Source organism: Bacteroidia bacterium, from assembly GCA_041391665.1.
Lineage (GTDB): Bacteria > Bacteroidota > Bacteroidia > J057 > J057 > JAGQVA01.
Window position 1 is genome coordinate 2,803,323 of the sequence record JAWKNO010000001.1, and the last position, 24,257, is coordinate 2,827,579.

Annotated in this window: 21 protein-coding genes; 17 read left to right on the top strand and 4 right to left on the bottom strand. The window is 39.2% G+C overall.

What is annotated here, in order from left to right; translation table 11 throughout:
- Positions 1-4 precede the first annotated feature (4 nt).
- From R3D00_11390 to R3D00_11405, 4 genes are all read right to left on the bottom strand, one after another.
- The gene (locus R3D00_11390; protein MEZ4773777.1) at positions 5-1,447 is read right to left on the bottom strand and encodes a leucyl aminopeptidase family protein; all 1,443 of its coding nucleotides are present in this window, start codon (positions 1,445-1,447) and stop codon (positions 5-7) included.
- Between the two features lie 13 nt (positions 1,448-1,460).
- Positions 1,461-2,231: an alpha/beta hydrolase-fold protein gene (locus tag R3D00_11395; protein MEZ4773778.1), complete on the bottom strand. Its 771-nt coding sequence runs from the start codon at positions 2,229-2,231 to the stop codon at positions 1,461-1,463.
- A 106-nt stretch (positions 2,232-2,337) separates the two neighbouring features.
- Positions 2,338-4,743, bottom strand: a complete 2,406-nt coding sequence (locus R3D00_11400) for a TonB-dependent receptor (protein ID MEZ4773779.1) — start codon at positions 4,741-4,743, stop codon at positions 2,338-2,340.
- Positions 4,744-4,826: 83 nt separating this feature from the next.
- Positions 4,827-5,366 (bottom strand): hypothetical protein, encoded by a 540-nt coding sequence (locus tag R3D00_11405; protein ID MEZ4773780.1) that lies wholly within the window; start codon positions 5,364-5,366, stop codon positions 4,827-4,829.
- A 275-nt stretch (positions 5,367-5,641) separates the two neighbouring features.
- Here R3D00_11405 and R3D00_11410 point away from each other — a divergent pair, with 275 nt between their 5' ends.
- From R3D00_11410 to R3D00_11490, 17 genes are all read left to right on the top strand, one after another.
- Positions 5,642-6,010: a metalloregulator ArsR/SmtB family transcription factor gene (locus R3D00_11410; GenBank protein ID MEZ4773781.1), complete on the top strand. Its 369-nt coding sequence runs from the start codon at positions 5,642-5,644 to the stop codon at positions 6,008-6,010.
- Between the two features lie 132 nt (positions 6,011-6,142).
- On the top strand, positions 6,143-7,249 hold the full coding sequence (locus tag R3D00_11415) for a transposase (protein MEZ4773782.1): 1,107 nt from the start codon (positions 6,143-6,145) through the stop codon (positions 7,247-7,249).
- Between the two features lie 21 nt (positions 7,250-7,270).
- Positions 7,271-7,819 carry a mercuric transport protein MerTP gene (merTP, locus tag R3D00_11420; GenBank protein MEZ4773783.1) on the top strand — a complete coding sequence of 183 codons (549 nt, stop codon included), beginning with the start codon at positions 7,271-7,273 and terminating at the stop codon, positions 7,817-7,819.
- The gene (locus R3D00_11425; protein MEZ4773784.1) at positions 7,819-8,442 is read left to right on the top strand and encodes a class I SAM-dependent methyltransferase; all 624 of its coding nucleotides are present in this window, start codon (positions 7,819-7,821) and stop codon (positions 8,440-8,442) included. The genes merTP and R3D00_11425 overlap by 1 nt, the downstream gene beginning before the upstream one ends.
- Positions 8,435-8,650, top strand: coding sequence for a GDCCVxC domain-containing (seleno)protein (locus R3D00_11430; GenBank protein MEZ4773785.1), 216 nt, complete (start codon positions 8,435-8,437; stop codon positions 8,648-8,650). The genes R3D00_11425 and R3D00_11430 overlap by 8 nt, the downstream gene beginning before the upstream one ends.
- A 2-nt stretch (positions 8,651-8,652) precedes the next feature.
- On the top strand, positions 8,653-9,219 hold the full coding sequence (locus R3D00_11435) for an AraC family transcriptional regulator (protein ID MEZ4773786.1): 567 nt from the start codon (positions 8,653-8,655) through the stop codon (positions 9,217-9,219).
- Positions 9,220-9,288: 69 nt separating this feature from the next.
- Positions 9,289-10,011, top strand: a complete 723-nt coding sequence (locus R3D00_11440; GenBank protein ID MEZ4773787.1) for a cation transporter — start codon at positions 9,289-9,291, stop codon at positions 10,009-10,011.
- 133 nt (positions 10,012-10,144) lie between these two features.
- Complete coding sequence (locus R3D00_11445) at positions 10,145-10,567, top strand: hypothetical protein (GenBank protein ID MEZ4773788.1); 423 nt, start codon at positions 10,145-10,147, stop codon at positions 10,565-10,567.
- Positions 10,568-10,727: 160 nt separating this feature from the next.
- Positions 10,728-14,528, top strand: a complete 3,801-nt coding sequence (locus R3D00_11450) for an efflux RND transporter permease subunit (GenBank protein ID MEZ4773789.1) — start codon at positions 10,728-10,730, stop codon at positions 14,526-14,528.
- Positions 14,525-15,757 (top strand): TolC family protein, encoded by a 1,233-nt coding sequence (locus R3D00_11455; GenBank protein ID MEZ4773790.1) that lies wholly within the window; start codon positions 14,525-14,527, stop codon positions 15,755-15,757. The genes R3D00_11450 and R3D00_11455 overlap by 4 nt, the downstream gene beginning before the upstream one ends.
- 1 nt (position 15,758) lies before the next feature.
- Positions 15,759-17,546, top strand: a complete 1,788-nt coding sequence (locus R3D00_11460; GenBank protein ID MEZ4773791.1) for an efflux RND transporter periplasmic adaptor subunit — start codon at positions 15,759-15,761, stop codon at positions 17,544-17,546.
- Between the two features lie 5 nt (positions 17,547-17,551).
- Positions 17,552-17,956 carry a heavy-metal-associated domain-containing protein gene (locus tag R3D00_11465; protein MEZ4773792.1) on the top strand — a complete coding sequence of 135 codons (405 nt, stop codon included), beginning with the start codon at positions 17,552-17,554 and terminating at the stop codon, positions 17,954-17,956.
- Between the two features lie 146 nt (positions 17,957-18,102).
- Positions 18,103-18,729 carry a DUF3347 domain-containing protein gene (locus R3D00_11470; protein ID MEZ4773793.1) on the top strand — a complete coding sequence of 209 codons (627 nt, stop codon included), beginning with the start codon at positions 18,103-18,105 and terminating at the stop codon, positions 18,727-18,729.
- Position 18,730: 1 nt separating this feature from the next.
- Entirely contained in the window at positions 18,731-19,183 is a 453-nt protein-coding gene (locus R3D00_11475; protein MEZ4773794.1) for a heme-binding domain-containing protein, read from the top strand.
- On the top strand, positions 19,156-19,755 hold the full coding sequence (locus R3D00_11480) for a helix-turn-helix domain-containing protein (protein MEZ4773795.1): 600 nt from the start codon (positions 19,156-19,158) through the stop codon (positions 19,753-19,755). The genes R3D00_11475 and R3D00_11480 overlap by 28 nt, the downstream gene beginning before the upstream one ends.
- A gap of 48 nt (positions 19,756-19,803) precedes the next feature.
- The gene (locus tag R3D00_11485; protein MEZ4773796.1) at positions 19,804-22,386 is read left to right on the top strand and encodes a heavy metal translocating P-type ATPase; all 2,583 of its coding nucleotides are present in this window, start codon (positions 19,804-19,806) and stop codon (positions 22,384-22,386) included.
- 11 nt (positions 22,387-22,397) lie between these two features.
- Complete coding sequence (locus tag R3D00_11490; protein MEZ4773797.1) at positions 22,398-24,137, top strand: potassium transporter TrkG; 1,740 nt, start codon at positions 22,398-22,400, stop codon at positions 24,135-24,137.
- The last annotated feature ends 120 nt before the right edge of the window (positions 24,138-24,257 follow it).

Here is a 24,257-nt window from a genome sequence, read left to right on the forward strand (position 1 = left end):
AGTATTATTGTTGGGAAATGAGTTGTTTCATAAAAGTAGTCAACAGACGCACACCATACCCGGTGCCTGCCCGCATTTTGGTAAATTCAGAATCGCCAAATGCAACACCAGCAATATCGAGGTGTACCCATTTGGGGTGATCTTTGATAAAATATTCGAGAAATTTTGCAGCAGTAATAGCTCCGGCTACGGGTTTTCCGCTGAAGTTGCGCACATCCGCAACATCTGAGTGCAGGTCATCCTCAAAGTCTTCGAATAGCGGTAATTGCCATACACGCTCATGCACCGATAAACCAGCGCTGGAAAGCGCCTGAGCGAGGAATTCATTTTTCGTAAACATACCTGCCGCGCTGTATCCAAGGGTCATCACACAGCTTCCTGTGAGCGTGGCAAGGTCGATGACAGTATCCGGCGAAAATTGTTTTTGCATCCAGGCCAGGCCATCGGCCAATACCAGCCTTCCTTCTGCATCGGTATCTATGATTTCAATGGTTTTACCCGAGTAAGAGGAAATCACATCTCCCGGCTTAAAACTATGGGCATCCACGCTGTTTTCCGCTGAAGGAATCACGCCCGCCAGGTGAATGGGTAACCGCAACCTTGCCGCCAGTTCTATCGCTCCGATTACCGCTGCGGCGCCTCCCATATCACTTTTCATAAAGTGCATATTGGTGGAGGATTTGATGGAAATGCCGCCCGTGTCAAAAGTAATGCCTTTCCCTACCAAACCCAGCTGCGGAGATGCCGACTCCATTCCTTCGGGTTTGTATTCCAGTTGAATTAATACCGGCGGATACATACTTCCCTGTCCTACGGCCAGGAGGGCGTGAAGCCCCTGGGCTTCCAGTTCGTCACGCGTGTAAATACGCGCCGAATAACCATATTTTTGGGCTGAATCTGCCGCAAACCGCCCCAGCCATTCCGGTGTTTTGGTATTGGATGGGGTATCTATCAGCTGCATAACCCGCGTTTGGGTATCTGCTGTGATAAATCCTTCCTCCGCCCATTTACCGGCCTGTGGATCTGCATGAACAAGGTACACCGCTGCGGGAACCGGTTGCTCCGCTGCATCAGTTTTAAAAAGTCCGTTTTTATACTGTCCCAGACCTATTCCTAAAGCAGCGGCGAAAACCAGTTCTGATTCGAGATGTGGGAGGTAAATAACGGGACAATCTCCCCATTTTTCCTGCTGGCGGAAGGTAAGGCTGCGAAATACCTGTGGTGCTTTGGCTATTTCCTTCCGGTCGCCCAGGCCGGCTAAGTATATTTTTAGTGGTTTTTCGGGGTGAAATAAAATAACCGACTCTTTAAACTTTGCTTCAAATTCCGGCAGAAAAGAAATTCCGGATAGTTTCTGAATCAGGTCTGTATCTGCTTCGCCCTTAAAAAACGGAAGAACAAGGGTAGAAGGGGAGTCGGGAATATGAGCGCTAAGGGTATAGTTCATGTACAAAAGAGGTTTATTGGGGAAAATACAACCATTCTATGGCTTTGGGAAATTCTTCCCGCCAAAAAGACTCATTATGTGTACCTTCCGGATTGATGCTCAGGTGAAATCTGAGTAAGGACTGATCGGCGGTTGAGCGGTATAAAGAGCTTTTCAGACGCTTTACGTTTGTAATATGGCTCTTACTTTCCTGTTCGCCGGCATACACATACATCTCGGTTTTTTCCTTCGCCAGGAAGCTGGAAGTGTGGTAGTAAACTTTCGGAGAAATCCACAAGCTGGGAGAAAAAATCATCATTTTACTGAACACATGGTTGTGCACAATGCCTGCATACAGGCTGATAAGACCTCCCATAGAACTTCCTCCAATACCTGTATTCAGCCGATCGGTAAAGACCCTGAATTTTCGGTCAACATACGGCTTCAGGGTCTGTTCTACAAACTGTAGATAAAGCTCGCCACTTCCTTCCCCAAACTTTGGATTGTAATAGGGCGAATATTCACTTATCCTTTCTTCCCCTCCGTGGTCCACGGCGATAATGATGATATCTTTCAGGCCTTTCTCCGCGAGTTTTGCCAGAGACTGATCGATCGCCCAGTTGCCAAACATGGCATGTTCATTAAACAGGTTCTGCCCGTCATGAAGATAAAGCACAGGATAATAAGTCTCCGATTCCTCATAATCATAGGGCAACAGGGCCGAGATTCTTCTTCTTCGGCCCAGCTGAGGAATTTCGTAGTCTTCCTCAATCACACGAATTATGGGAAGATAATTTTTCTCCACTGATTCTCAATTTGAGGGGCAAATGTAGGGATTCTACACTTAAAAAAATACGTTTATTCCCATACATCTGCCGCTCTTTGCTTAGATTTTGTCTGTCTGCTTATGATCAGATTGTTGCCCGAAGTGTAAAAATGAAATTTCGCCCCGGTGCAGAAATATTAGACGCAAAAACCCGGTAATTTTGATCCAGAATATTTTCACAAGCTGCCTGGAGGCTGATTTTTTTGCTCAGTGCCACGGTAATCCTTGTGTTGAGTGTGTACCACGAAGGCATCCCGTATGTGGTGGCATAGGCCAGATTATCCTCTCCGGAACTGCTGTAATCTTCCAGCCGTTTCCAACCGCTGTAATTGACAAAAAATTCCGCCCGGATCTTTTCCCGCTTCATATTGAGGCTGATTTTTCCAAATACAGGTGGAATATGGTCCAGGGGAGTTGTCAGCTCGTCGTTGACCACTCTCCCATACGTGTAGTTGATAGAGGCAAACAAAGAAAAATAATCATTGAGATTGCCCGAAAGACTGCCTTCCATGCCGTAGATAAACGCTTTTCCGGTATTTACGGTAGTTGTTACCTGGCTGAGTTGTCCATCATACAAGATCGAATCCTGCCCGTCAAATAAAGATGGCTGGACGGTAATGGCATTTACATATCGGGTATAATAGCCTACTGCTGATACAACGATGCGGTTTTGTATCGTATGGGCAATTCCCAGTTCTGCGTTGTAGGTAAATTCCGGGTGCAGATCGGGATTGGGGACGATTACATTGCCCTGAACGGATTCAAACACCTTGCTGAGGTCATCGACGTTTGGTGCGCGGAAGCCAGAGGAAAGGTTACCGGTAAATCTCCATCCCGGTGCAGGCAGAATTATCAGCCCCAGATTGCCGTTGAGTGCCGTATGGTTTTGGTTTACCCTGTTAAAAGGAAACGGGAAAAAAGATTTGTCTGTAAAATCTGCTGTCAGCGAAGTATGTGTCAGGCGAATCCCGTCATTGAGGATCAGTTTTTCGTTGATTTCCCAGGTGTGGGTGCCATAGATTGCCTGCGTATTCATCGTAGAACCCCCATCGGGGTAGCGGGTATCCAGTGAAGTTTTTTCTCCTGAGGAAATGTTTTCCTGAAAAGCCGAAGAGTTGATAAAATTAAAGACAGCTTCTGCGCCATAGCGGATTTCGTGGCTCCCTTTGGTTTTATCAAAATCGGCATTAAAGGAAAATATATTTAGCTTTTCTATCCGCCGGTTGATGCTGGGATTATTGAGGCGGCGGTCGTTTCTGCTTTCTTCAATATTCTGATAGGCAAGGATCAGGCGGGCATGATCGAAGAGCTTGTTTGACGAGCGAATGCGAAGCGTATAGGCGCTCAGCAGCCGGTCCTGGGGTCCATAGTACCATTCGGCAAAGCGGGGACGTCCCCCGGAAACCTGCGTCAGTCGGTCATACCTCGGAACATCCGACGATGTGGAGTACTGGAAATTGAGCAGATGTGTGATTTTTTCAGATGGTTTGAAAATCAGCTTCTGTAAAAAATCATACTGCCGGTAACCGGAAGAGACCTGGAGATTGGAATCGGGATTGGCAATTACGGAGTCTTTCCCTCCAACCTGGGAAACATACCAGGGGCGGGAGCCAAAGTTTTCATAAAAAGGATTTCGTACCGCCCCCTGCCGCAAATCGCCAAAATCTGAATAGGTAAATGATGTCAGCGAGCCTACTTTTTCTCCTCCAACCGAAACATCTGCATGCCCGGCATAACCATGAGCGGCAGAGGTGTAACGTCCATATACATTGGCTTTGACCAGCGTTTTTCCATCTGCCGAAAGCGTAGGGTCTTTGGTGTAAAAATGCATTACTCCGCCCAACGCGTCTGAGCCATACACGACAGAGCCTGCACCAAATACCAGCTCTGTACGCTCCAGAATGGAGTTGTCGAGTGTGATGACATTTTGCAAATGTCCGCCCCTGTAGATGGCATTGTTCATGCGGATTCCATCTACAACCATCAGCACTTTATTGGCCTCAAATCCGCGGATTACCGGTGAGCCTCCTCCCAGCTGACTTTTCTGAACCATAATATTGCCGCTGCCAGCAAGCACATCGGCCATGGAAGTCTGATTCATATGTTGCATTTCGCTACTGCGCAGCACCTGGATTTTTTGCACAACATCTTTCTGCTGCTCTTCAAACCTGCTGGCGGAGATCACCACTTCATTGAGTGAAATACCGGTAAGTGCCAGATATACTGTATAATCTGAAGATGCCAGTTTTTCGATCGTCAGTGTTTCCGTCTGATAGCCCGGCAAATAGATTCTGAGCGTTTTTACGTCTTTGAAAGCCGAGATATCCGCCTCTCCGGCAGTATTTGTGAATGAAAATGAAGGATTGTCTTCAGAAGATACAGAAACACCCGCCAGCGGTTGGCCGGTTTCCAGGTCCCGGACAACCATTGTCTGGGCAAAGAGCATAAGTCCTTCCCCCAGGAATAATCCCAGTATGATTAATTTTTTCATGGATTTAGGTATAAACAATACAACAATCGGGCAGCCAATATCCTTCAGGGACGAAATTGGTTGCCTCAAAAAAAGTGATGTGTTTATACAGTTTCCGGCGGAGGAATGGGCGGAGAAAGGCAAACCGAGCAGTATATCAGCGGGCTGAAAACCTCAGGATTTTTGGCTCTCTCCCGGTTTTGTAAGTGCCAGGTGAATCTTTCTGACCGAAATAGTGTATGAAAAAAGTGAATGAGGCGCTGCTGATTTTTTTGTCTTATGGGATTATGTCCGCTGGCGTGATTTACGAGATAGGATAAACGTTGATTGAGCCGGGATTCCTCCTTATCGGGCCAACACCAGTACACCACTGTGTCTTTGTGCATCTCCTGAGAAACCACATCGTACATTTGCCCTTCAAATTCAAACTCATCAGGTTCTGGCCAGTGTAGCAGGGAAGCCTGAGCATGGCTTAGGCTGATTTCAACCAAATCCTGGTGTTCAGAAAGAGTCAGCAGATGGTGTTTGATCTCTTTGCGAAGGAAAAATTTTTGCAGGTGCAGCAAGGTATAAATCCCCAGAAAGGGAGCAAACAGACAAAGCAGAAGGAAAACACTGATGATATTTTTCCGCCAATGATTCACCTCCGAAAGTTAAAAAAATCCCTGTAAAGACGGGATGGCCTGTAAAACAAAAAACGCCAGCTGTTGGCTGACGTTTTTGTACAAGGGAACCGACAAATATCGAACTTTATTATGCAGGATGTGGACATAATCCTCCACCACGCAAAGCTTGTGGGAGTAGCTATATAAATGGTTATAAACTTGTTCTCACAGTAACAACAATTTATAATTCATTTTATATTTAAGTACTTGCTTAAATAGTTTAGTTAGATTACCTTTGTGTAAAGGAAATAAATATGGAATCAACTTGCATAAGAGCATTGGCGGATGAAACTCAAATTAGACGTTGTAAAAAGAAGATTGAAAATGTAGGTTCTGATCTTTCTGACTTGGCTATAATTATTGGATTAATTGGAAATGATACACGCCTTAAGATCCTATATCTAATTCAGTCTGAGAATAGACTTTGCGTTTGTGATTTGAGTGATATTCTTGGAATGACTGTTCCTGCCATATCTCAACAACTAAGAAAACTAAAGGATAGAGGAATTATCTCCAGCGAAAGAGAAGGTACAGTAATTTATTATTCTTTAACGAAGAAATACCTTGAAACAGTCACCAGTGTCCTAACAAATGGTACAATTAAAAATTTAATAGAGCAATGAAGAAAAGTAGCAGCAAATTAATCGGCATGGGATTATTTACAGCCATTGCAGCCTCTTTGTGCAGCCTACTAGACAATTTTGAAAAAAGGCGAAAAAAGCAAGAGTATTGTGTTTACCAAGACAACGATACCTATGCCTTTTTCGCAACTACTCAAATTTAGTAAAATCTACCAAGACTATGGTCTGGGTGCAGCAAAGAATTTTTACCTGCTCGTATCGCTGATCAGTTTGGGCCAAACGGTCAACCTGTACAAACTCAAGGACCACGTCAGCAGCGTACTGGGCAAGACACACACCGATGTGCAGAGCCACTACCAGCGGCTGATCCGATTTTTTAAAGACTGGGGTAAGTCGGAAGAATTTCTGCACGACATCCTGCGCCACAATCTGGGGCTGCTGCGTCAGGGGGGGCATCAGACGCTGATCCTTGACGGCACGAGTTGGCAGTTTGGCCAGACCGAAATCCACTACCTCGTACTGGCTGTCCAGGTAGGCGGCGTAGCCATCCCCCTGTACTGGAAGCAGCTCGGTAAGATCGGTACCTCTAATCAGGAAGAACGAAAAGAGATGATGGACGAGGCCCTCGGTATCTTCGATCTGCGTGGGATGACCCTGCTCGCAGACCGGGAATACATCGGCAAAGAATGGTTTAAGTACCTCAGCGACAAGGGCCTACACTTTGTGATCCGGATGAAGCGCGGCGACTACGAGCAAGATACTAATGCCGTCTGCGGGCGGAGCTATCGGGCCATGTACCGCCGCTGCCAGCAAAAAAAGAAAGTCGTCAGCAAACGGATCACCCTCAACCATACTTCCTATACCCTCGTCATGATGCCCAACCCTAAAGTCGGCGCAGACGAACCCGTCATGGTTTTCCTCACTACCCTTCGTAGTAGCCGATACGCCGCCGCCGCTTACAAGCTCCGATGGAAGATCGAGTGCATGTTCAAGCACCTCAAGACCAACGGCTATCACCTCGAAGACCTCAACCTCAAAGACGCGGGCAAAACCCGGCTCATGATGGCCCTCGTAGCCACCGCCTACCTGCTCGCACTCCGAGAAGGATGGCGAAGAAAAAAGAAAATACCGCTCAAAAAATACGCCGACGGAACCCGATGGCCAGCCTGCTCCCTCTTCCGGGCCGGACTCGCCTATCTGATCGAAAAATCCCAGCAACTACAACGATTCCTTACCTATCTTGAATCCATCTCCAAAACCCCTAAAACCCCTCCTGATTAAAAATGTATAGTAGTATGCTCTTTGTGTTGTATTACACCTGTACTTGCACTTGTAGCAGGAGCAAGTGGAATTGCTTCTACTTTTTCATGGCTTGAACCTGCTAGACCTTATTTAATAGCGGTAACAATTCTAGTGATTGGATTTGCTTGGTTTCAGAAGCTTAAACCACGTAAAGAAATAAATTGCGATTGCGAAATAGATGAAAATCCGTCCTTTTGGCAATCAAAAAAATTCTTGGGCATTATATCAATTTTTGCTGCGTTAATGCTAACCTTTCCCTACTATTCAGGCATGTTCTTTCCAGAAAGTGAAAGAAAAAATATTATCATAAAAGAATCTAGTATTTCAGAGGTTACACTAACCATTGATGGTATGACTTGTACTGGATGTGAACACAGTGTAAATCATGCACTATCTTCTTTAAAAGAAGTTTTTGAATCAAGTGTTTCTTATGAATCGGGAAAAGCTATTGTACAATTTGATAAAACTAAATTAACTCCTGATCAGCTTTCGGATACAATTGAAAAGGAAACGGGATATAAAGTAATTAATATAGAAACTCAGAAATAATGGAAAGACGTAAAGATCATTGGGAAAACGTATATGAAACCAAAAGCGATCAGGAAGTAAGCTGGTATCAGGAAATACCGGATACATCTCTCAACTTAATAAATTCACTATCCCTTGATAAAGAAGATTCAATTATAGACATTGGAGGAGGAAATTCAAATTTGGTTTCTGAGTTATCTAAAAAAGGATTTACCAATCTTTCGGTTCTCGATATTTCTGCCAAGTCTTTAGAGAGAACAAAATCTAAATTAGGTCAGAAATCCACTGAAATTCAATGGATCGTTTCTGATATTTTAGAATTTCAGCCACCACAACAATATAGCCTTTGGCATGATAGGGCAACATTTCATTTTCTCATCCACGAGAATGATATTCTACAATATGTAAATATTGTGAGTAAAGCTATCAAAAAAGAGGGCTACCTTATTGTTGCTACATTTTCCGCTTCTGGACCGAAAAAATGCAGCGGACTAGAAATAACACAGTACTCTAAAGAAAAATTACAAAGCTTGTTTCATGAAAGTTTCGAACTTATTCAATCTTTTGAAGAGGTTCATAAAACGCCATTTGAAACCGAGCAAAACTTCGTTTATACCATATTTAAAAGAAAAGAACATGGCTGAAAAACAAATAGAATTACAGTCCACGATTACCTGCCCTAATTGTGGACACAAAAAAAAGGAAACAATGCCTACTGATGCCTGTCAGTATTTTTATGATTGTGAGAACTGTCATAAGGTATTAAAACCAAGTGAAGGCGATTGTTGTGTCTATTGTTCCTTTGGTTCTACCCCCTGCCCACCAATTCAAGAAAGTAAAACTTGTTGTTAGCAATGTCGAACAAAATCCACATAAAAAATATGGTTTGTCCACGGTGTATTGACACTGTGAGGGACATTTTCAATAGTTTAAAGATTGATGTAACTGCTATTCAATTAGGAGAAGTTATTGTTTCTAGTGAAATAGAAAAAAACAGAAAAGAGGTATTGAAAGAACGATTATCCGAAAAAGGCTTTGAACTTCTGGAGGATAACAAATCAAAACTCATTGGGAAAATAAAATCCATCATTGTGGATACCATACACTATTCCAAAGAAGCCGTTCACAGTAATTTTTCTACCTTATTGAGCGATCAAGTACATCACGATTACAGTTACCTGAGTCGGTTGTTTTCGTCCGTAGAAGGAATCACTATCGAGAAATTCATCCTTTCTCAAAAGATTGAAAAAGTAAAAGAGCTGCTGTTTTATGATGAGTTAACTTTATCCGAGATTGCCTTTCAAATGAATTACAGCAGTGTAGCCCATCTTTCCTCACAATTCAAAAAAGAAACGGGTATGACCACTACCGAATTTAAAAAACAACGTAAACCCGGACACCGTTCTTTGGATTCCATTTAGTCAAAATCCTGAAACAGATTTACCGAATTTCGTAACACAAACATTTAGCTTCCTAATGATCTTTGTTATATGGAAAAACAATACAACGTATTAGGAATGACCTGCGGAGGCTGTGTAGCTAAAGTCAAGAAGACTTTAGAAGCTATCCCAGAGGTTGGGTCTGCCAAAGTACAACTGGAAGCACCTGAAGGAGTACTTTCTTTAAAAAAAGAAGTCTCTATCGAACTATTAAATAGCAAACTTCGTGCAGCGGGCAACTACACCATTGAAGAAATAACCCCTGAATCAAATAACAAAATAGAACTACCTGAAAAATCTATCACCACCTATAAACCTTTAATCCTTATAGTATCATTCATCGCAGGAGTTAGTTTTTTGACTCAGTATCCCTATGAAGAATTTTCGGCAATGCTTTGGATGAGATACTTCATGGCGGGTTTCTTTATTGTATTTTCTTTCTTCAAGCTATTGAATATAGAAGGTTTTGTCAACTCCTACAAGATGTATGATATTGTTGCTGTCAAATGGAAAGGATGGGGCTATATCTATCCGTTCGTTGAATTAGCATTAGGTGTATCATACCTCCTTAATATTGTACCATTTGAAACCAATTTGGCTACTGTCATTATTCTTGGAATCAGCAGTATTGGTGTGATTAAAAGCAACTTGGATAAGAAAAAAATAAAATGTGCTTGTTTAGGTGATGTTTTTAACTTACCAATGAGTACGGTAACCATAGTGGAAGATTTGACCATGGTAGCAATGGCAGGATGGATGCTTTATTTAATTTAGGTTCAAAATTTTGAAAAACTTAACCCGAATTATATAACAATTGACTAAAGTCATTTGACTAATTTTGATTTACTGATAAAAATCATTAAATGAATAAAATATTTTTGTAAAATTTACGTTTGATAAAATTAGGATGAAACGAATTCTGTCCATATTACTTGCAATTTTAATGCTCACAACCAACATGAGCGTTACATTTGCTACGCATTATTGTGGCGGTAAAGCGGTAAAGTCTTCTATTTCATTTGGTCATGACAATTTGGATTGTGGGATGGCTAAAATGGATGAGAAAAAATGTGGCAAAGAAGATCATCAGCAAAGAATTACAAAAAAGGGATGTTGTGAAAACAAATACACAACACTTTCAGTTGATGATGATTATAGCAATCCCGTAGTAGTTTCTCCCAATTTAGATTTCAAGTTTGTAGCAGCCTTTATCGTTACTTATGTAAACGACTATTTTTTCGTTAAGGAGGAGTCAAACTCATTTATTGCCTACTCCCCCCCACTAATTGAACAGGATAAATCCGTCTTGTTTCAAGTATTTCGCATATAAAATACATACTGTTAATGGTTCATTTTCATAAATGAATCACAGGAATTGATTGGGTCACTTGTACCGACCTTTATCTTATTCCAATTAATAATTACCCTATTCCGGTAATCATTAATAATAGAAAGACAACACTATAAATTTGTCAATTTAACAGTATGATATGCTTAATAGAATAATAAAATATTTCCTAGAGAATAAATTAGTCACAATACTTGTAATTGTATTGTTTGTTGGCTGGGGTTTAGTCACCGCTCCCTTTGGATGGAAGATTGGCTCTCTGCCCTCTGATCCTGTGCCTGTTGATGCCATACCCGATATTGGTGAAAATCAACAAATTGTATTTACCCAATGGATGGGGAGGTCACCGCAAGATATTGAAGACCAAATCACTTATCCTTTGACTACGTCATTACTTGGTATTCCAGGGGTGAAATCCGTTCGTAGCTCATCCATTTTCGGCTTTAGTAGTATCTACATTATCTTCAATGAGGATATTGATTTCTATTGGTCGAGATCTAGAATATTAGAAAAACTCAATTCTCTTCCTTCTGGATTATTGCCTGAAGGTGTACAACCTGCTTTAGGACCGGATGCTACTGCTCTTGGTCAGGTGTATTGGTACACTTTAGAAGGCAGAGATAAAGAAGGTAATCCTACCGGAGGATGGGATTTACATGAAATACGAACCGCCCAGGACTTTTATGTGAAGTATGGATTGAATGCGGTTGATGGTGTTTCGGAAGTAGCCTCCATAGGTGGCTATGTTCAGGAGTATCAAATAGACGTTAACCCGGATGCACTCAGGATATATGACATACCCATCCATAAAGTAATGATGGCGGTTAAAAAGTCAAACCGTGATGTAGGAGCAAAAACCATAGAGATTAATAAAGCAGAGTATCTAGTTAGGGGTTTAGGTTATGTCAAATCTATTGAAGACATCGAAAAAGCTGTGGTTGATGTTCATGACAATGTTCCAATTCGTGTGAAAGATATTGGTGTAGTTTCACTTGGACCGGCTACAAGAAGAGGACTTCTTGATAAAGACGGTGCAGAAGTTGTCGGGGGGGTAGTGGTGGCTCGATATGGTTCCAATCCATTACATGTTATAAATAATGTAAAAGAAAAAATAAAGGAAATAGCTTCTGGCTTGCCTAAGAAAACCTTGGCTAATGGTGTGGAAAGCCAATTAACCATTGTGCCTTTTTATGATAGAACTCAATTAATTTATGAAACATTAGGAACGCTTGAAGAAGCTCTTTCATTGGAGTTGCTCATTACCATACTTGTAGTAATTGTAATGGTGTTGAATCTGAGGGCTTCTATTTTAATTTCTTCACTTTTACCTATTGCAGTTTTGATGGTTTTTATTGCCATGCGTTACTTTGGTATAGATGCCAACATTGTGGCACTTTCAGGTATCGCCATTGCAATTGGTACTATGGTGGATTTAGGAATCGTCCTTTCTGAAAATGTTATTAAACATGTTGACGAAGCATCACCTGGTCAAAAATTAATCAATACAATTTATAATGCAGCAGCTGAAGTGAGCTCGGCTATTGTTACTGCCGTAGCTACTACGATTGTAAGTTTTGTTCCCGTGTTCACCATGGAGGCAGCAGAAGGAAAACTATTTAGACCATTGGCTTACACCAAAACATTCGCATTGATTGCCTCATTAATAGTTGCGTTAATCATATTACCATCTTTAGCACACTGGGTGTTTGGAATAAAAATCAATAAAAATGCTAAGGGAAAACTTATCAATGCTTTGTTAATTGTTGGTGGATTAATAACAGCGATTTGGATTAGTGTTTGGGGTGGTATTACATTGATGGCTTTTGGTGCAGCGTGGTTTATCACTGAGTATAGCCCAAAACAGAATTTTTTCACTAAAAACTTAGCCCTAATCATAACAGTGGTTTCAGTGGTATGGCTCCTAGCTAACTACTGGATGCCTTTAGGTGCAGGAATATCATTGCTATGGAATTTCATATTTGTCACAGCAATTGTTAGCGTTATTCTTGGAGCATTTTATTTACTCGAAAAGTATTATGAAAAAATACTAAACTGGTGTTTAGCAAATAAAGTCAAATTCTTACTCATACCTGCTACGGTTATTTTATTTGGAACAACCGTATGGATGGGCTTTAATTCCATGTTTGGGTTTGTCGCTACTGGATTTGATAAAGTGGGAGTAAATATTCGGACTACCACTGTATGGTCAAGCCTTTCCCATTCTCTACCAGGACTGGGAAAAGAGTTCATGCCATCACTTGATGAAGGAAGTTATCTGCTAATGCCTACTTCAATGCCTCACGCAGGGATGGAGCAGAATAAAATGGTTGTTCAGCAACTTGATATGTTATTGGCTAATATACCGGAGGTGGAATTAGCAGTTGGAAAAATGGGAAGGGTTGAATCTGCATTGGATCCTGCTCCTATATCCATGTATGAAAACATCATCAACTATAAACCGGAATACTTACTTAATAAAAAAGGACATAGAGAACGATTTAAAGTTGATAAAGAGAATCGGTTTGTGTTAACATCAGGTGATGTTATTTTCAACGAAGATGCTTTAAAGCAAGGAATCTCAAAAGATGAACTAATTCCTGATGCGAACGGTCTGTACTTTAGAAACTGGAGAAGTCATATACAATCACCTGATGATATTTGGAATGAGATTGTTAAAGTAACCAATATTCCGGGAGTTACTTCTGCTCCAAAGCTTCAACCAATTGAAACCCGATTAGTCATGTTACAAACTGGTATGCGTGCACCAATGGGAATTAAAGTATTTGGACCAGATTTAAAGACAATAGAAAAATTTGGCTTGGAGCTAGAAGCCATTCTTAAAGAGGTTCCATCAGTAAAAACAGAAGCGGTTTTTGCTGACAGAATCGTTGGTAAACCTTACCTGCATTTCAATATTGATAGAGATGCTATTTCTCGATATGGATTGAATATTGAAGATGTTCAACAAACCATAGAAACGGCTATTGGTGGCATGCAAATTACATCTACCGTTGAAGGTAGAGAACGTTTTCCTGTACGAGTAAGGTATCCAAGAGAACTAAGGGATGACCCTGATAAATTGAAGAAAGTGTTAATTCCATCTCCTATTGGTGTTCAAGTGCCACTTATTGAATTAGTAAATATCGAATATGTACGTGGACCACAAATGATAAAAAGTGAAAACACTTTCTTATTGGGCTATGTCTTATTAGATAAAAAGGAAGGTTATGCAGAAGTAGATGTGGTGGAGGAAGCACAACGATTTATTCAAAACAAAATAGATCAAGGGGACTTGATCGTTCCTTCAGGAGTTAGTTATAAGTTTTCCGGAAGCTATGAAAATCAAGTTCGTGCGGAAAAACGATTGGCAATTATTGTTCCGCTGGTTTTAGCTATTATTTTCTTAATCCTCTATTTCCAGTTTAAATCTGTTAGTACTTCTTTAATGATTTTTTCAGGTATAGCTATGGCATTTAGTGGAGCTTTTATGATGTTATGGTTATATGGGCAAGATTGGTTCTTCAATTTTGAAATTCTAAATACAAATATGAGAGACTTGTTCCAAATGCAAACCATCAACCTTAGTGTTGCTGTGTGGGTTGGCTTCATAGCGTTATTCGGAATTGCAACAGATGATGGTGTGTTGATGGGAACTTATCTTGATCAAAGTTTTGAAAAAAACAAAACTACAACGCTTGAAGGAATTAGAAAAGCGGTTGTCATTGCAGGTCAACGAAGAATTAAACCTGCTGTTATGACTTCGGCTACAACTATTATCGCTTTGCTACCGGTTTTAACTTCCACAGGTAGAGGAGCTGATATTATGATTCCAATGGCTATACCTGCATTTGGAGGAATGATAGTAGCATCTATTACATACTTTATTGTACCGGTGCTTTATTGTTGGAGAGAGGAAAGAAAACTTAAAAAGGAAACAAAATGAAAAGATATATTTTAATAATAACAGTACTCCTTTTAAGTGGTTTGAGAATAAATGCTCAAACTCTGGAAGAGAGTTTAAAGATTGCTAGCGAAAACAATCCTTTATTGAAAGCTAAATTTGCAGAATTTGAAGCAGCTTTACAAAAAGTGGCACAGGTTAATAGCTTGCCTGATCCTTCATTTTCCTTTGGCTATTTTATAAGTCCTGTTGAAACTCGTGTAGGACCACAACAAGCAAAACTTGGACTTACTCAAATGTTCCCATGGTTTGGAACGCTTAAAACAGCAGGAAATGTTCAAGCCCTGCAAGCAGAAGCAAAGTATCAGGAATTCCAAAACGCTAAGAATGAACTTTATATGCAGGTAAAATCTGCTTGGTATCCAATATATGAAGTGAATCAAAAGATTCGTTTACAAGAAGAAAATAGGGTTATTTTAAGCAGTTACAAACAACTCGCAACCACAGGGTTTAAAAACGATAAAGGCAGCATGGTTGATGTTATTCGTGTTGACATAATGATTGAAAACACAGATACTGAAATTAAACTATTGCAAGATCAGCTCCAGCCTTTTTATGTTCAGTTTAACAAACTACTTAATCGACCTGACTCTATATTAATTCAGGTTGAGCAAGACCTTACTTTAATTGAAATACCATTGAACTATCGAAAAGACAGTTTGGTAGCCAATCACCCTTTGTTACAATCGCTTGATTTAAAAATGAAGTCAGCTCAAGAGGCTGAAGAATTAAGTAAAAAACAAGGGTTCCCAAAGTTGGGGGTAGGTCTCGATTACGTATTTGTTGGTGATCGCACAGATATGGCTGTACCGGATAATGGAAAGAATGTAATTATGCCCATGATAAGCATGAGCATTCCCATCTATCGAAGAAAGTACAATGCAGCAACCAAAGAAGCACAATTCAAGCAAGAAGCCATTGCGAACTATAAAACGAATACAGAAAATACGCTGGTTTCAAATTATGAAATGGCATGGTTCGAACTGGAAAAAGCACGACAACTTGTTGAATTATATAAAGCTCAAACTTTAAAAACAAATCAAGCCATTTTATTGCTGGAAACAGCTTACAGTAATTCAGGTAAGGACTTTGAAGAAATCCTTCGAATGCAACAAGAATTATTAAAGTATCAAATCGCTACTGCTACTGCTACTAAAGTATTTTATGTAGCACTAGCTAAACTGGATTATCTCACTTCAAAAACAGAATAAGATGAAAAACATAAATAAAAACACCGCATATATAGCGCTTGGAACACTCACAATCGGTTTGTTCTTAGGCTGGATGATGTTTGGAGGTTCTTCCAATGAACAAGTCACTGAAAACAAACATGAAAATTCTAAAAATACTATTTGGACATGCTCCATGCACCCTCAAATTCGACAAAACGAACCAGGGCAATGTCCACTTTGCGGAATGGATTTAATTCCTCTCTCTAACGAAGGAGATAGTGAGGATAACCCAATGGAAATAAAAATGTCTCCAACTGCCATGCAATTGGCTAATGTGCAAACTTCTATTATCACAAAAAGAAAACCGATAAAAGAAGTTAGAATGAACGGGAAAATTAAGGCTGATGAACGCAATGTTAATTCTCAATCATCTCATATACCAGGTCGAATTGAAAAATTAACTGTGAGTTTTACGGGTGAATCTATCCAAAAAGGGCAAGTACTCGCTTATGTTTATTCACCTGAATTGGTTACAGCTCAGGAAGAGCTATTTGAAGCTCAAAAAATGAAAGAAACACAACCGGGATTGTATCAAGCTGCTGTTGAAAAGTTGAAAAACTGGAAACTAACAAATAAACAGATTAACCAAATTTTGGAAGGTGGAGTTGTTCAGGAACAGTTTCCCATTTTAGCTGACGTTTCTGGAATTATATTGAACAAAAAAGTAAACTTAGGAGACTACATAAAGAAAGGCCAAACAATTTATGAAGTAGCTAACCTGAGTAAAGTTTGGGTCTTGTTTGATGTTTATGAAAGTGATATTCCTTGGGTGAAAACTGGGGACAAAGTTCAGTTTACGGTACAATCAATTCCTGGAGAAACTTTTAATGGTAAAATATCTTTTATTGATCCTGTTATAAACCCTAAAACCCGTGTTGCATCTGCTCGTGTAGAAATCAGCAACCCTGGTATGCGTTTAAAACCCGATATGTTTGTCTTAGGTACAATTGAAAGTCCTATTCATAATGAAAAAGAGACGTTGATTGTACCAAAATCAGCAGTTATGTGGACAGGAGAACGCTCTGTTGTTTATACTAAAATCACCAATGCCAAAGGGATTAGTTTTATGATGAAAGAAGTAACGCTCGGTCCGGCTTTAGGTGATAGCTATATTATAAATTCGGGGTTAGAACCCGGTGAAGAAATAGCTACGAATGGAACATTTAGTATTGATGCTGCGGCTCAATTAGCTGGAAAACCAAGTATGATGAATCCCGAAGGAGGGGTTGTGATGACTGGTCATAATCATGGTGGGGGAAATACGCCTCAAAATACCGATTACAGCGTTCATTCAAAAAGTATTACCATTAGCTCTAAAGCAAAAGAAGAATTAAATCCTTTGTTCAACAGTTATTTCAAATTAAAAGATGCATTGGTAAATGATAACCTAGACAACGCTGTATCTGCTTCAAAAGATATGAGTGCTGTATTAAGCAAAGTAAATATGGGAGTGTTTACTGGTGAAGCACATAATGTGTGGATGAAGCATAGTAGTGTGTTAGAAAAAGAGCTTAGAAAAGCTGGAAGTACTGATGAAATTGGGAAAATGAGAGTACTATTTAAAAACATTTCAGATCAAATGGTAATGTTAATCAAAACATTTGGTGCAATTGACAAACCTGTTTATGTGGATTATTGCCCAATGGCGAACAATGATAAAGGTGCTGAATGGTTGAGCACTGAAAAAGAAATAAAAAACCCATACTTCGGCTCTTCCATGATTAAATGTGGGGAAGTAAAACAAGAAATTAATAACATTCAAAAATAAATATCATGAAGAAAAAAATCGTAAAAATCGGATTATTAAGTGCATTAACCCTTCTAGGAGTTAATCAAATGGCATTGGCAACATCGACAACGAATATGGAAGTTGTACATGGTAACCATAAAACAGAAACTTTTAAAGTATATGGGAATTGCGGAATGTGCAAAAAGACCATAGAAGGTTCTCTGAAAAATGTAAAAGGCATAGAGAAAGCAGATTGGAATAAAGAGACTAAAATGATGGAAGTTACCTTTGATTCAGAAGTAATTAGTTTAAAAGAAATCAAGCAGAAAATAGCTAACGTTGGCTATGATACAGATGAAGTAAGAGCGACTGACGATACCTATAATGGCTTACCCGGATGTTGTCAATACGAAAGACCAGAAAGTACTCACGAAGACCACAAACATTAACATTCGAGAGTATGAAAAGTTGTTGTCAAACAGGAGGTCAAAACGGTAAAACATCAAAAACTAGGGTATGGATTAACCGTACAGTTTGGGCGTTAGTTATACTGCTTCTGTTGGTCATATTAATGAATAATTAAATCTTAAATAAAATGAAACAGTTCAATTTAAAATTAATCGCAATGGCAGTTGTAGGAGGATTACTCTTCACAAGTTGCGGGAATAGTAGCAATCCTGATAATAATGGACACCATGAACATCAGGAAGGCATGGATCACGACCACAGCACGCATCAGCATGGAGAGTCCACCGAAAGAAATGTAACATCAAATAATGGTGAGCAAAAAGGAGATTTAATACCAGTCTTGGAAAAGTATTTCTCTATGAATGCGCACTTGGTAAGCGATGATGCTTCATCAGCTGCGAAAAGCTCAGAAAAGATGGTAACAGCTTTAAAAGCGTTTAAAGGAACTGGTTTTACTGCAGATGAACAGACAGAGGTAAACGAAATATTGGAGAGTGCGATTGAAAATGCCGAGCACATTGCAGAAAACGCAGGAGAAATTTCACATCAAAGAGAGCATTTGGTTGCTCTTAGTACTGATATGAAAGATTTGATTGCAATAGTTGGCACTTCACAAAAGTTGTACGAGGACTTCTGCCCAATGGCAAACAATAATGAGGGAGCTATGTGGATTAGTAATGAAGAAGAAATTCACAACCCATATATGGGCAGTAGAATGCCAAAATGTGGTAAAGTAAACAGAGTTATTGAATAGGATGAAGAAGATTATACAAAGGATAATTGTTGTTGGTTTGTTTGCATTGGTCGGAATACAGTTTATTCCGGCCAATCTAAACAAGCAGGAGGTTATTCCTACCTCAGATATTAGGCATGTTTATGATATTCCTGATAGAGTTTTGAATATCCTTGAAACATCTTGTTATGATTGCCACAGCAACAACACGAATTACCCTTGGTATAGTAATATTCAACCAGCTCGAATGATAATGGATCATCATGTAAAGGAAGGGAAAGAAGAACTGAATTTCAATGAGTTTAAAAACTATTCTGATAGAAGGAAAAAGAACAAGATAAAATCAATCATCAGTCAAATCGAAGATGGTAATATGCCAATTCCTTCATATGCGTTGATGCACAATGATGTTAGAGTATCAGCAGATGATAAAAAAGAAGTGATGAAATGGTTCAAAACCAAGCTAAAGGATTAAATATGGCAACTATAACAGAAGAGTTTAAGATAAAAGGAATGATTTGCAGCCGTTGCCTGAAAGTTCTAAATACAGAATTAAAAGGAACAGGAGCAGAAGTTGTTGATATTCATCTTGGTAAAATTGTGATTCGTTATAACCCTGACAAAATCAAAAAATCCCTGATTAAACAAACTATTGAGGAGAATGAGTTTGAAATTATTTGGGACAAAGAAAGCGTTCTTGCGGAGCAAATTAAAAGATGGGTAATTAATTACATCTGGAACACTGATCAGCAAGAAAATCTATCTGATTATCTAGCGAAAAAATTGAATAGCAACTATGATTATTTAAGCAAAATGTTTTCAAAAACATTTGGGAAAACTATTGAACGTTACAGTATTTTATTAAAAATGGAACGCACCAAAGAATTTATTGAGAATGGTGATTTGAGCTTTAGTGAAATAGCTTATGCTTTAGGTTATCAAAATCTTTCAGCTCTTTCGAGACTCTTCAAAAGAGAAACAGGAATGACTCTAAAAGAATATAAAAATCTTGGTGTAAGCAGAAGGATTCCGATAGACAAAATATGATTAGTGATCTACTTGTATCTGGATTTAAGAACCTTTAGAATTTAAATTATGAAACATACATATAAAGTAAGCGGAATGTCTTGTGATACTTGTAGAACAAAAGTAGAAAAGACACTTAATGAAATAGATGGAATTACAAAAGCAACAGTCAGTTTACCTGATAACGCTGTTGTAGAAATGGATACCCATGTTGCTATTGAAGTGATGCAAGAGGCATTAATTAAAGTAGGTGATTATACCATAGAAGTTTCTCATCAAATTGATATGGCTTCAGAAAAAAAGACAACTAGTTCTTGCTGTGGTGTAGATGATTCTCCAAAAAAGGAGGATAAATCAAGTTGTTGTGGCGGAGGTTCACATGGAAATGATAAACATCATCACAAAACAACCCCAAAAGCTGATGGAAACGGGACATATTATTGTCCTATGCATTGTGAAGGAGAAAAAACATACGATAAATCAGGAGATTGCCCAGTTTGTGGAATGCACTTGGTAGAACAACCTAAAGTCGTTTCTGGACAACAATATACCTGTCCTATGCACCCTGAAGTAGTTACAGATAAGCCTGGTTCTTGTCCAAAATGCGGAATGGATTTAGTTCCTCTAGCCCCTAGCGAGAGTGCTGAACAAAAAACATACAAAGAGTTGGTGAAGAAAATGATAGTGGCTACTATTTTTACTTTGCCTGTTTTTGTAATTGCCATGGGAGATTTAATTCCTGGAAATCCATTGGCTAAAATGATGAGTCAAGAGAATTGGAACTGGGTACAATTAATTTTAACCATCCCTGTAGTGTTTTATGCGTGTTGGATGTTTTTTGTGCGAGCATGGAAATCTATCATTACTTGGAATTTAAACATGTTTACCTTGGTAGGAATTGGAACTGGTGTAGCATTTTTATTCAGTGTAGTAGGGATGTTTTTTCCAGATGTATTTCCCGATGAATTTAAAACCGAATCAGGTACAGTCTTGCTTTATTTTGAAGCAGCAGCAGTAATCTTAACACTGGTTTTATTAGGTCAATTATTAGAAGCAAGAGCACACAGTCAAACCAGTGGCGCAATTAAAGAACTATTAAAATTAGCTCCATCAGAAGCAGTTTTAGTGGCCAACGGAGAAGATAAAGTAATTTCTATACACGATATACAAGTAGGGAATTTCTTGAGAGTTAAACCCGGAGATAAGATACCGGTTGATGGGAAAATCTCAGAAGGACATAGTAGTATTGATGAATCTATGATTTCAGGAGAACCTATTCCTGTAGATAAAAAAGTAGGAGATAAAGTAAGTTCAGGGACAATTAATGGGAACAAGTCATTTATAATGGTTGCCGAAAGAGTTGGGGCAGATACGCTGCTTTCTCAAATAATTCAAATGGTAAATGATGCGAGTCGTTCACGTGCCCCGATTCAAAAATTGGTAGATACCATTGCGAAGTATTTTGTACCTATCGTAATTACCGTTGCCCTCATCACATTTGGTATTTGGGCAGCTTTCGGTCCAGAACCGGCTTATGTTTATGGTTTTGTCAACGCTATTGCTGTATTGATTATAGCTTGTCCTTGCGCACTAGGTCTAGCTACTCCAATGTCAGTAATGGTGGGTGTTGGAAAAGGAGCTCAATCAGGTGTTTTAATTAAAAATGCAGAAGCACTCGAAACCATGAACAAAGTAAATGTTTTGATTACTGATAAAACAGGAACGATTACCGAAGGAAGGCCATCAGTAGAAAAGGTTTATGCTACAGACGGAAATAATGAAACCGATTTGTTAACGCAAATTGCTTCATTAAACCAGTATAGTGAACATCCTTTAGCCGAAGCAGTAGTAAAATATGGAAAGGCGAAAGGAGTTCAATTAATTGATGTGAAAGATTTTGAGGGGGTTACAGGAAAAGGAGTAATAGGTACTGTGAATGATAAAAAAATTGCATTGGGTAATTTGAAATTGATGGAGAAAGTGAATGCTACAATTCCTGATGATTTATATGCTAAAATTATTGCAGAACAGAAATTAGGTAAAACGGTTTCTTATATAGCTGTTGATGCAAAGGTTGTTGGGTATGTAGCTATTTCAGATGCTATAAAAGAATCAAGTAAAAGAGCCATAGCTGAACTAATAAGTATGGGAGTAGAAGTGATTATGATGACAGGAGATAATGCGAATACTGCAAAAGCTGTAGCAGACACATTAAACTTGAGCGACTTTAAAGCAGATTGTTTGCCAGAAGATAAATTACAAGCGATAAAGGACTTACAGGCTCAAGGTAAGGTGGTAGCAATGGCTGGTGATGGAATTAATGATTCTCCTGCATTAGCACAATCGGATGTAGGAATTGCTATGGGAACAGGAACAGATGTAGCCATTGAAAGTTCAGAAATTACATTAGTGAAAGGAGATTTACATGGGATTGTAAAAGCAAAGAACCTTAGTCATAAGGTAATGGTTAACATTAAGCAAAACTTATTTTTTGCTTTTATCTATAATGTTTTGGGTGTCCCAATTGCTGCAGGAGCGTTGTTCCCTATTTTTGGAATTTTACTTTCTCCTATGATTGCAGCAGCAGCTATGAGTTTTAGTTCTGTGTCAGTTATTGCAAACTCCTTAAGGTTGAGGGGAGTGAAGATTTGATTTAAGAAAATTTGGCTAAATTAATTCAAATATTCAATTTTTTAAATCTACTGGTTTCCATATCTGTGATAGGAACATTGGTATGGTGGCATGGTTATGAGTACCAGCCACACTACCTGCACCCTCACTTGCTTTACCTGAACATTTGCTTTGGTTTTTACCTCATTCAATTTGGGTTTAGAGCAAAACTATCAGGTAATGTCAGTGACCACTTTAGCAGGAATAGATTAGAGTATCTGTTCTTTTTGTTTTTTATTTTGGAGTTCCTGATGAACTGGTTGCTGGATTTTTCAATCATACGTTTATTACTATCCTTTACTAGTATTGAAAACCATGACCATGTTTTCATCCTTTTCCTTCATGTATGGTTGTTATTTATTGTTGGTATTGAATTAGGCAAAGCCACTTCCCGGAGTACCATTTGGAAAATCTCCCCTCCGATACTGTTCATTCTGTCCTTTGTGGTGCTTATCATAATCGGTAGTTCCCTATTAATGCTTCCCGAAATGAGTGCTGACAAGCAGGGAATGTCATTTATAGATGCCTTGTTCACTTCCATTAGTGCCAATTGTGTTACTGGCTTGATAGTAGTTGATACCGCTACCTTTTTTTCGTTGAAGGGAAAAGTATTAATCCTGTTACTTATCCAGTTCGGAGGGTTAAACATTATTGCTTTCGCAACCTATTTTATTTCCTTTTTCCGCAAAAGTGTAGAAGGACATAGAAACCGTACGACCATCAAAGAATTGCTCCACACCGATAGTCTGGACAGTACAAAGAACATGGTGAAAATGGTTGTGTTTACCACATTGATTATTGAGTTTATCGGAACAGTCATACTTTATCATCAATGGGATCCGCAGGTGGGATTTTCTGACAATTCAGAAAAGCTATTTTATTCTGTGTTTCACGCCATATCCGCTTTTAACAATGCCGGATTTACCTTATTTACAGATGGCTTTGCAAGTGCTATTGTGCAAAGTACATTTACTCTGCACATTACTGTTGCACTGTTGATTGTTCTGGGAGGATTAGGATTTACTACAATACAAGACACGTTCAGCCTTTTCAAACACAGGTTTCGCACGAAATTACCCGTACAAAGCAAAATTGCCTGGCTCAGTACCATATTGCTGGTTTTCGTTGGGGCAGCTGTATTTTTCATTGCTGAAAAAGGCAACACACTTGGTAAGCAAGATTTTTCGGAAGCAATAACAACTTCCTTTTTTCAATCTGTTACTGCACGTACTGCAGGATTCAATACAGTTCCCTTCTCAAACCTAACCCCCATTGTGATAGTGGCTACAATGATATTGATGTTTATAGGAGCTTCATCTGGCTCTACCGGAGGTGGTATCAAAACCTCCACATTTACTGTTCTGCTTTTGGCGATTGTTAAAAGAAAGGAAAAAGCAATTGATTATGGAACATCCTTTTTGACGGGTGTGCTGGTGAAAAAGGCTGGAACTATTCTGCTTTACTCCTTTGGGGTAATTGTTGTAAGTGTAATCATCTTGATAATAGTAGAACCCGATAAAACAATTGTTCAATTATGCTTTGAGGAAATTTCAGCATTTGGCACAGTGGGGTTATCCACTGGGATTACACCCGAACTTTCAACCGTTGGTAAGTCTGTCATCATGGCAAGCATGTTCATAGGACGGATCGGGCCATTGGCATTGGCTTATGCGTTAATCAGGAACATCCACGTATCAAAACAAAAAACCGAACAGGGAATTATGATTGGATAAAACACACGACTGAAATAGAGAATAAAAATGTCAACAAAGACCTTAAAGATCAAAAAAAAAAACATGTGCTGCTCACGATATTTTGGCCGTTGTAAGAATGGAAATGGAAAAACTGAACCT

Excerpts from the sequence above, each read along its gene's own strand:
- R3D00_11390 (MEZ4773777.1), bottom strand. The coding sequence starts at position 1,447 with ATGAACTATACCCTTAGCGCTCATATTCCCGACTCCCCTTCTACCCTT.
- R3D00_11400 (MEZ4773779.1), bottom strand. The coding sequence starts at position 4,743 with ATGAAAAAATTAATCATACTGGGATTATTCCTGGGGGAAGGACTTATG.
- R3D00_11410 (MEZ4773781.1), top strand. The coding sequence starts at position 5,642 with ATGGAATCAACTTGCATAAGAGCATTGGCGGATGAAACTCAAATTAGA.
- R3D00_11415 (MEZ4773782.1), top strand. The coding sequence starts at position 6,143 with ATGCCTTTTTCGCAACTACTCAAATTTAGTAAAATCTACCAAGACTAT.
- R3D00_11425 (MEZ4773784.1), top strand. The coding sequence starts at position 7,819 with ATGGAAAGACGTAAAGATCATTGGGAAAACGTATATGAAACCAAAAGC.
- R3D00_11430 (MEZ4773785.1), top strand. The coding sequence starts at position 8,435 with ATGGCTGAAAAACAAATAGAATTACAGTCCACGATTACCTGCCCTAAT.
- R3D00_11435 (MEZ4773786.1), top strand. The coding sequence starts at position 8,653 with ATGTCGAACAAAATCCACATAAAAAATATGGTTTGTCCACGGTGTATT.
- R3D00_11440 (MEZ4773787.1), top strand. The coding sequence starts at position 9,289 with ATGGAAAAACAATACAACGTATTAGGAATGACCTGCGGAGGCTGTGTA.
- R3D00_11445 (MEZ4773788.1), top strand. The coding sequence starts at position 10,145 with ATGAAACGAATTCTGTCCATATTACTTGCAATTTTAATGCTCACAACC.
- R3D00_11450 (MEZ4773789.1), top strand. The coding sequence starts at position 10,728 with ATGCTTAATAGAATAATAAAATATTTCCTAGAGAATAAATTAGTCACA.
- R3D00_11455 (MEZ4773790.1), top strand. The coding sequence starts at position 14,525 with ATGAAAAGATATATTTTAATAATAACAGTACTCCTTTTAAGTGGTTTG.
- R3D00_11460 (MEZ4773791.1), top strand. The coding sequence starts at position 15,759 with ATGAAAAACATAAATAAAAACACCGCATATATAGCGCTTGGAACACTC.
- R3D00_11465 (MEZ4773792.1), top strand. The coding sequence starts at position 17,552 with ATGAAGAAAAAAATCGTAAAAATCGGATTATTAAGTGCATTAACCCTT.
- R3D00_11470 (MEZ4773793.1), top strand. The coding sequence starts at position 18,103 with ATGAAACAGTTCAATTTAAAATTAATCGCAATGGCAGTTGTAGGAGGA.
- R3D00_11475 (MEZ4773794.1), top strand. The coding sequence starts at position 18,731 with ATGAAGAAGATTATACAAAGGATAATTGTTGTTGGTTTGTTTGCATTG.
- R3D00_11480 (MEZ4773795.1), top strand. The coding sequence starts at position 19,156 with ATGGTTCAAAACCAAGCTAAAGGATTAAATATGGCAACTATAACAGAA.
- R3D00_11485 (MEZ4773796.1), top strand. The coding sequence starts at position 19,804 with ATGAAACATACATATAAAGTAAGCGGAATGTCTTGTGATACTTGTAGA.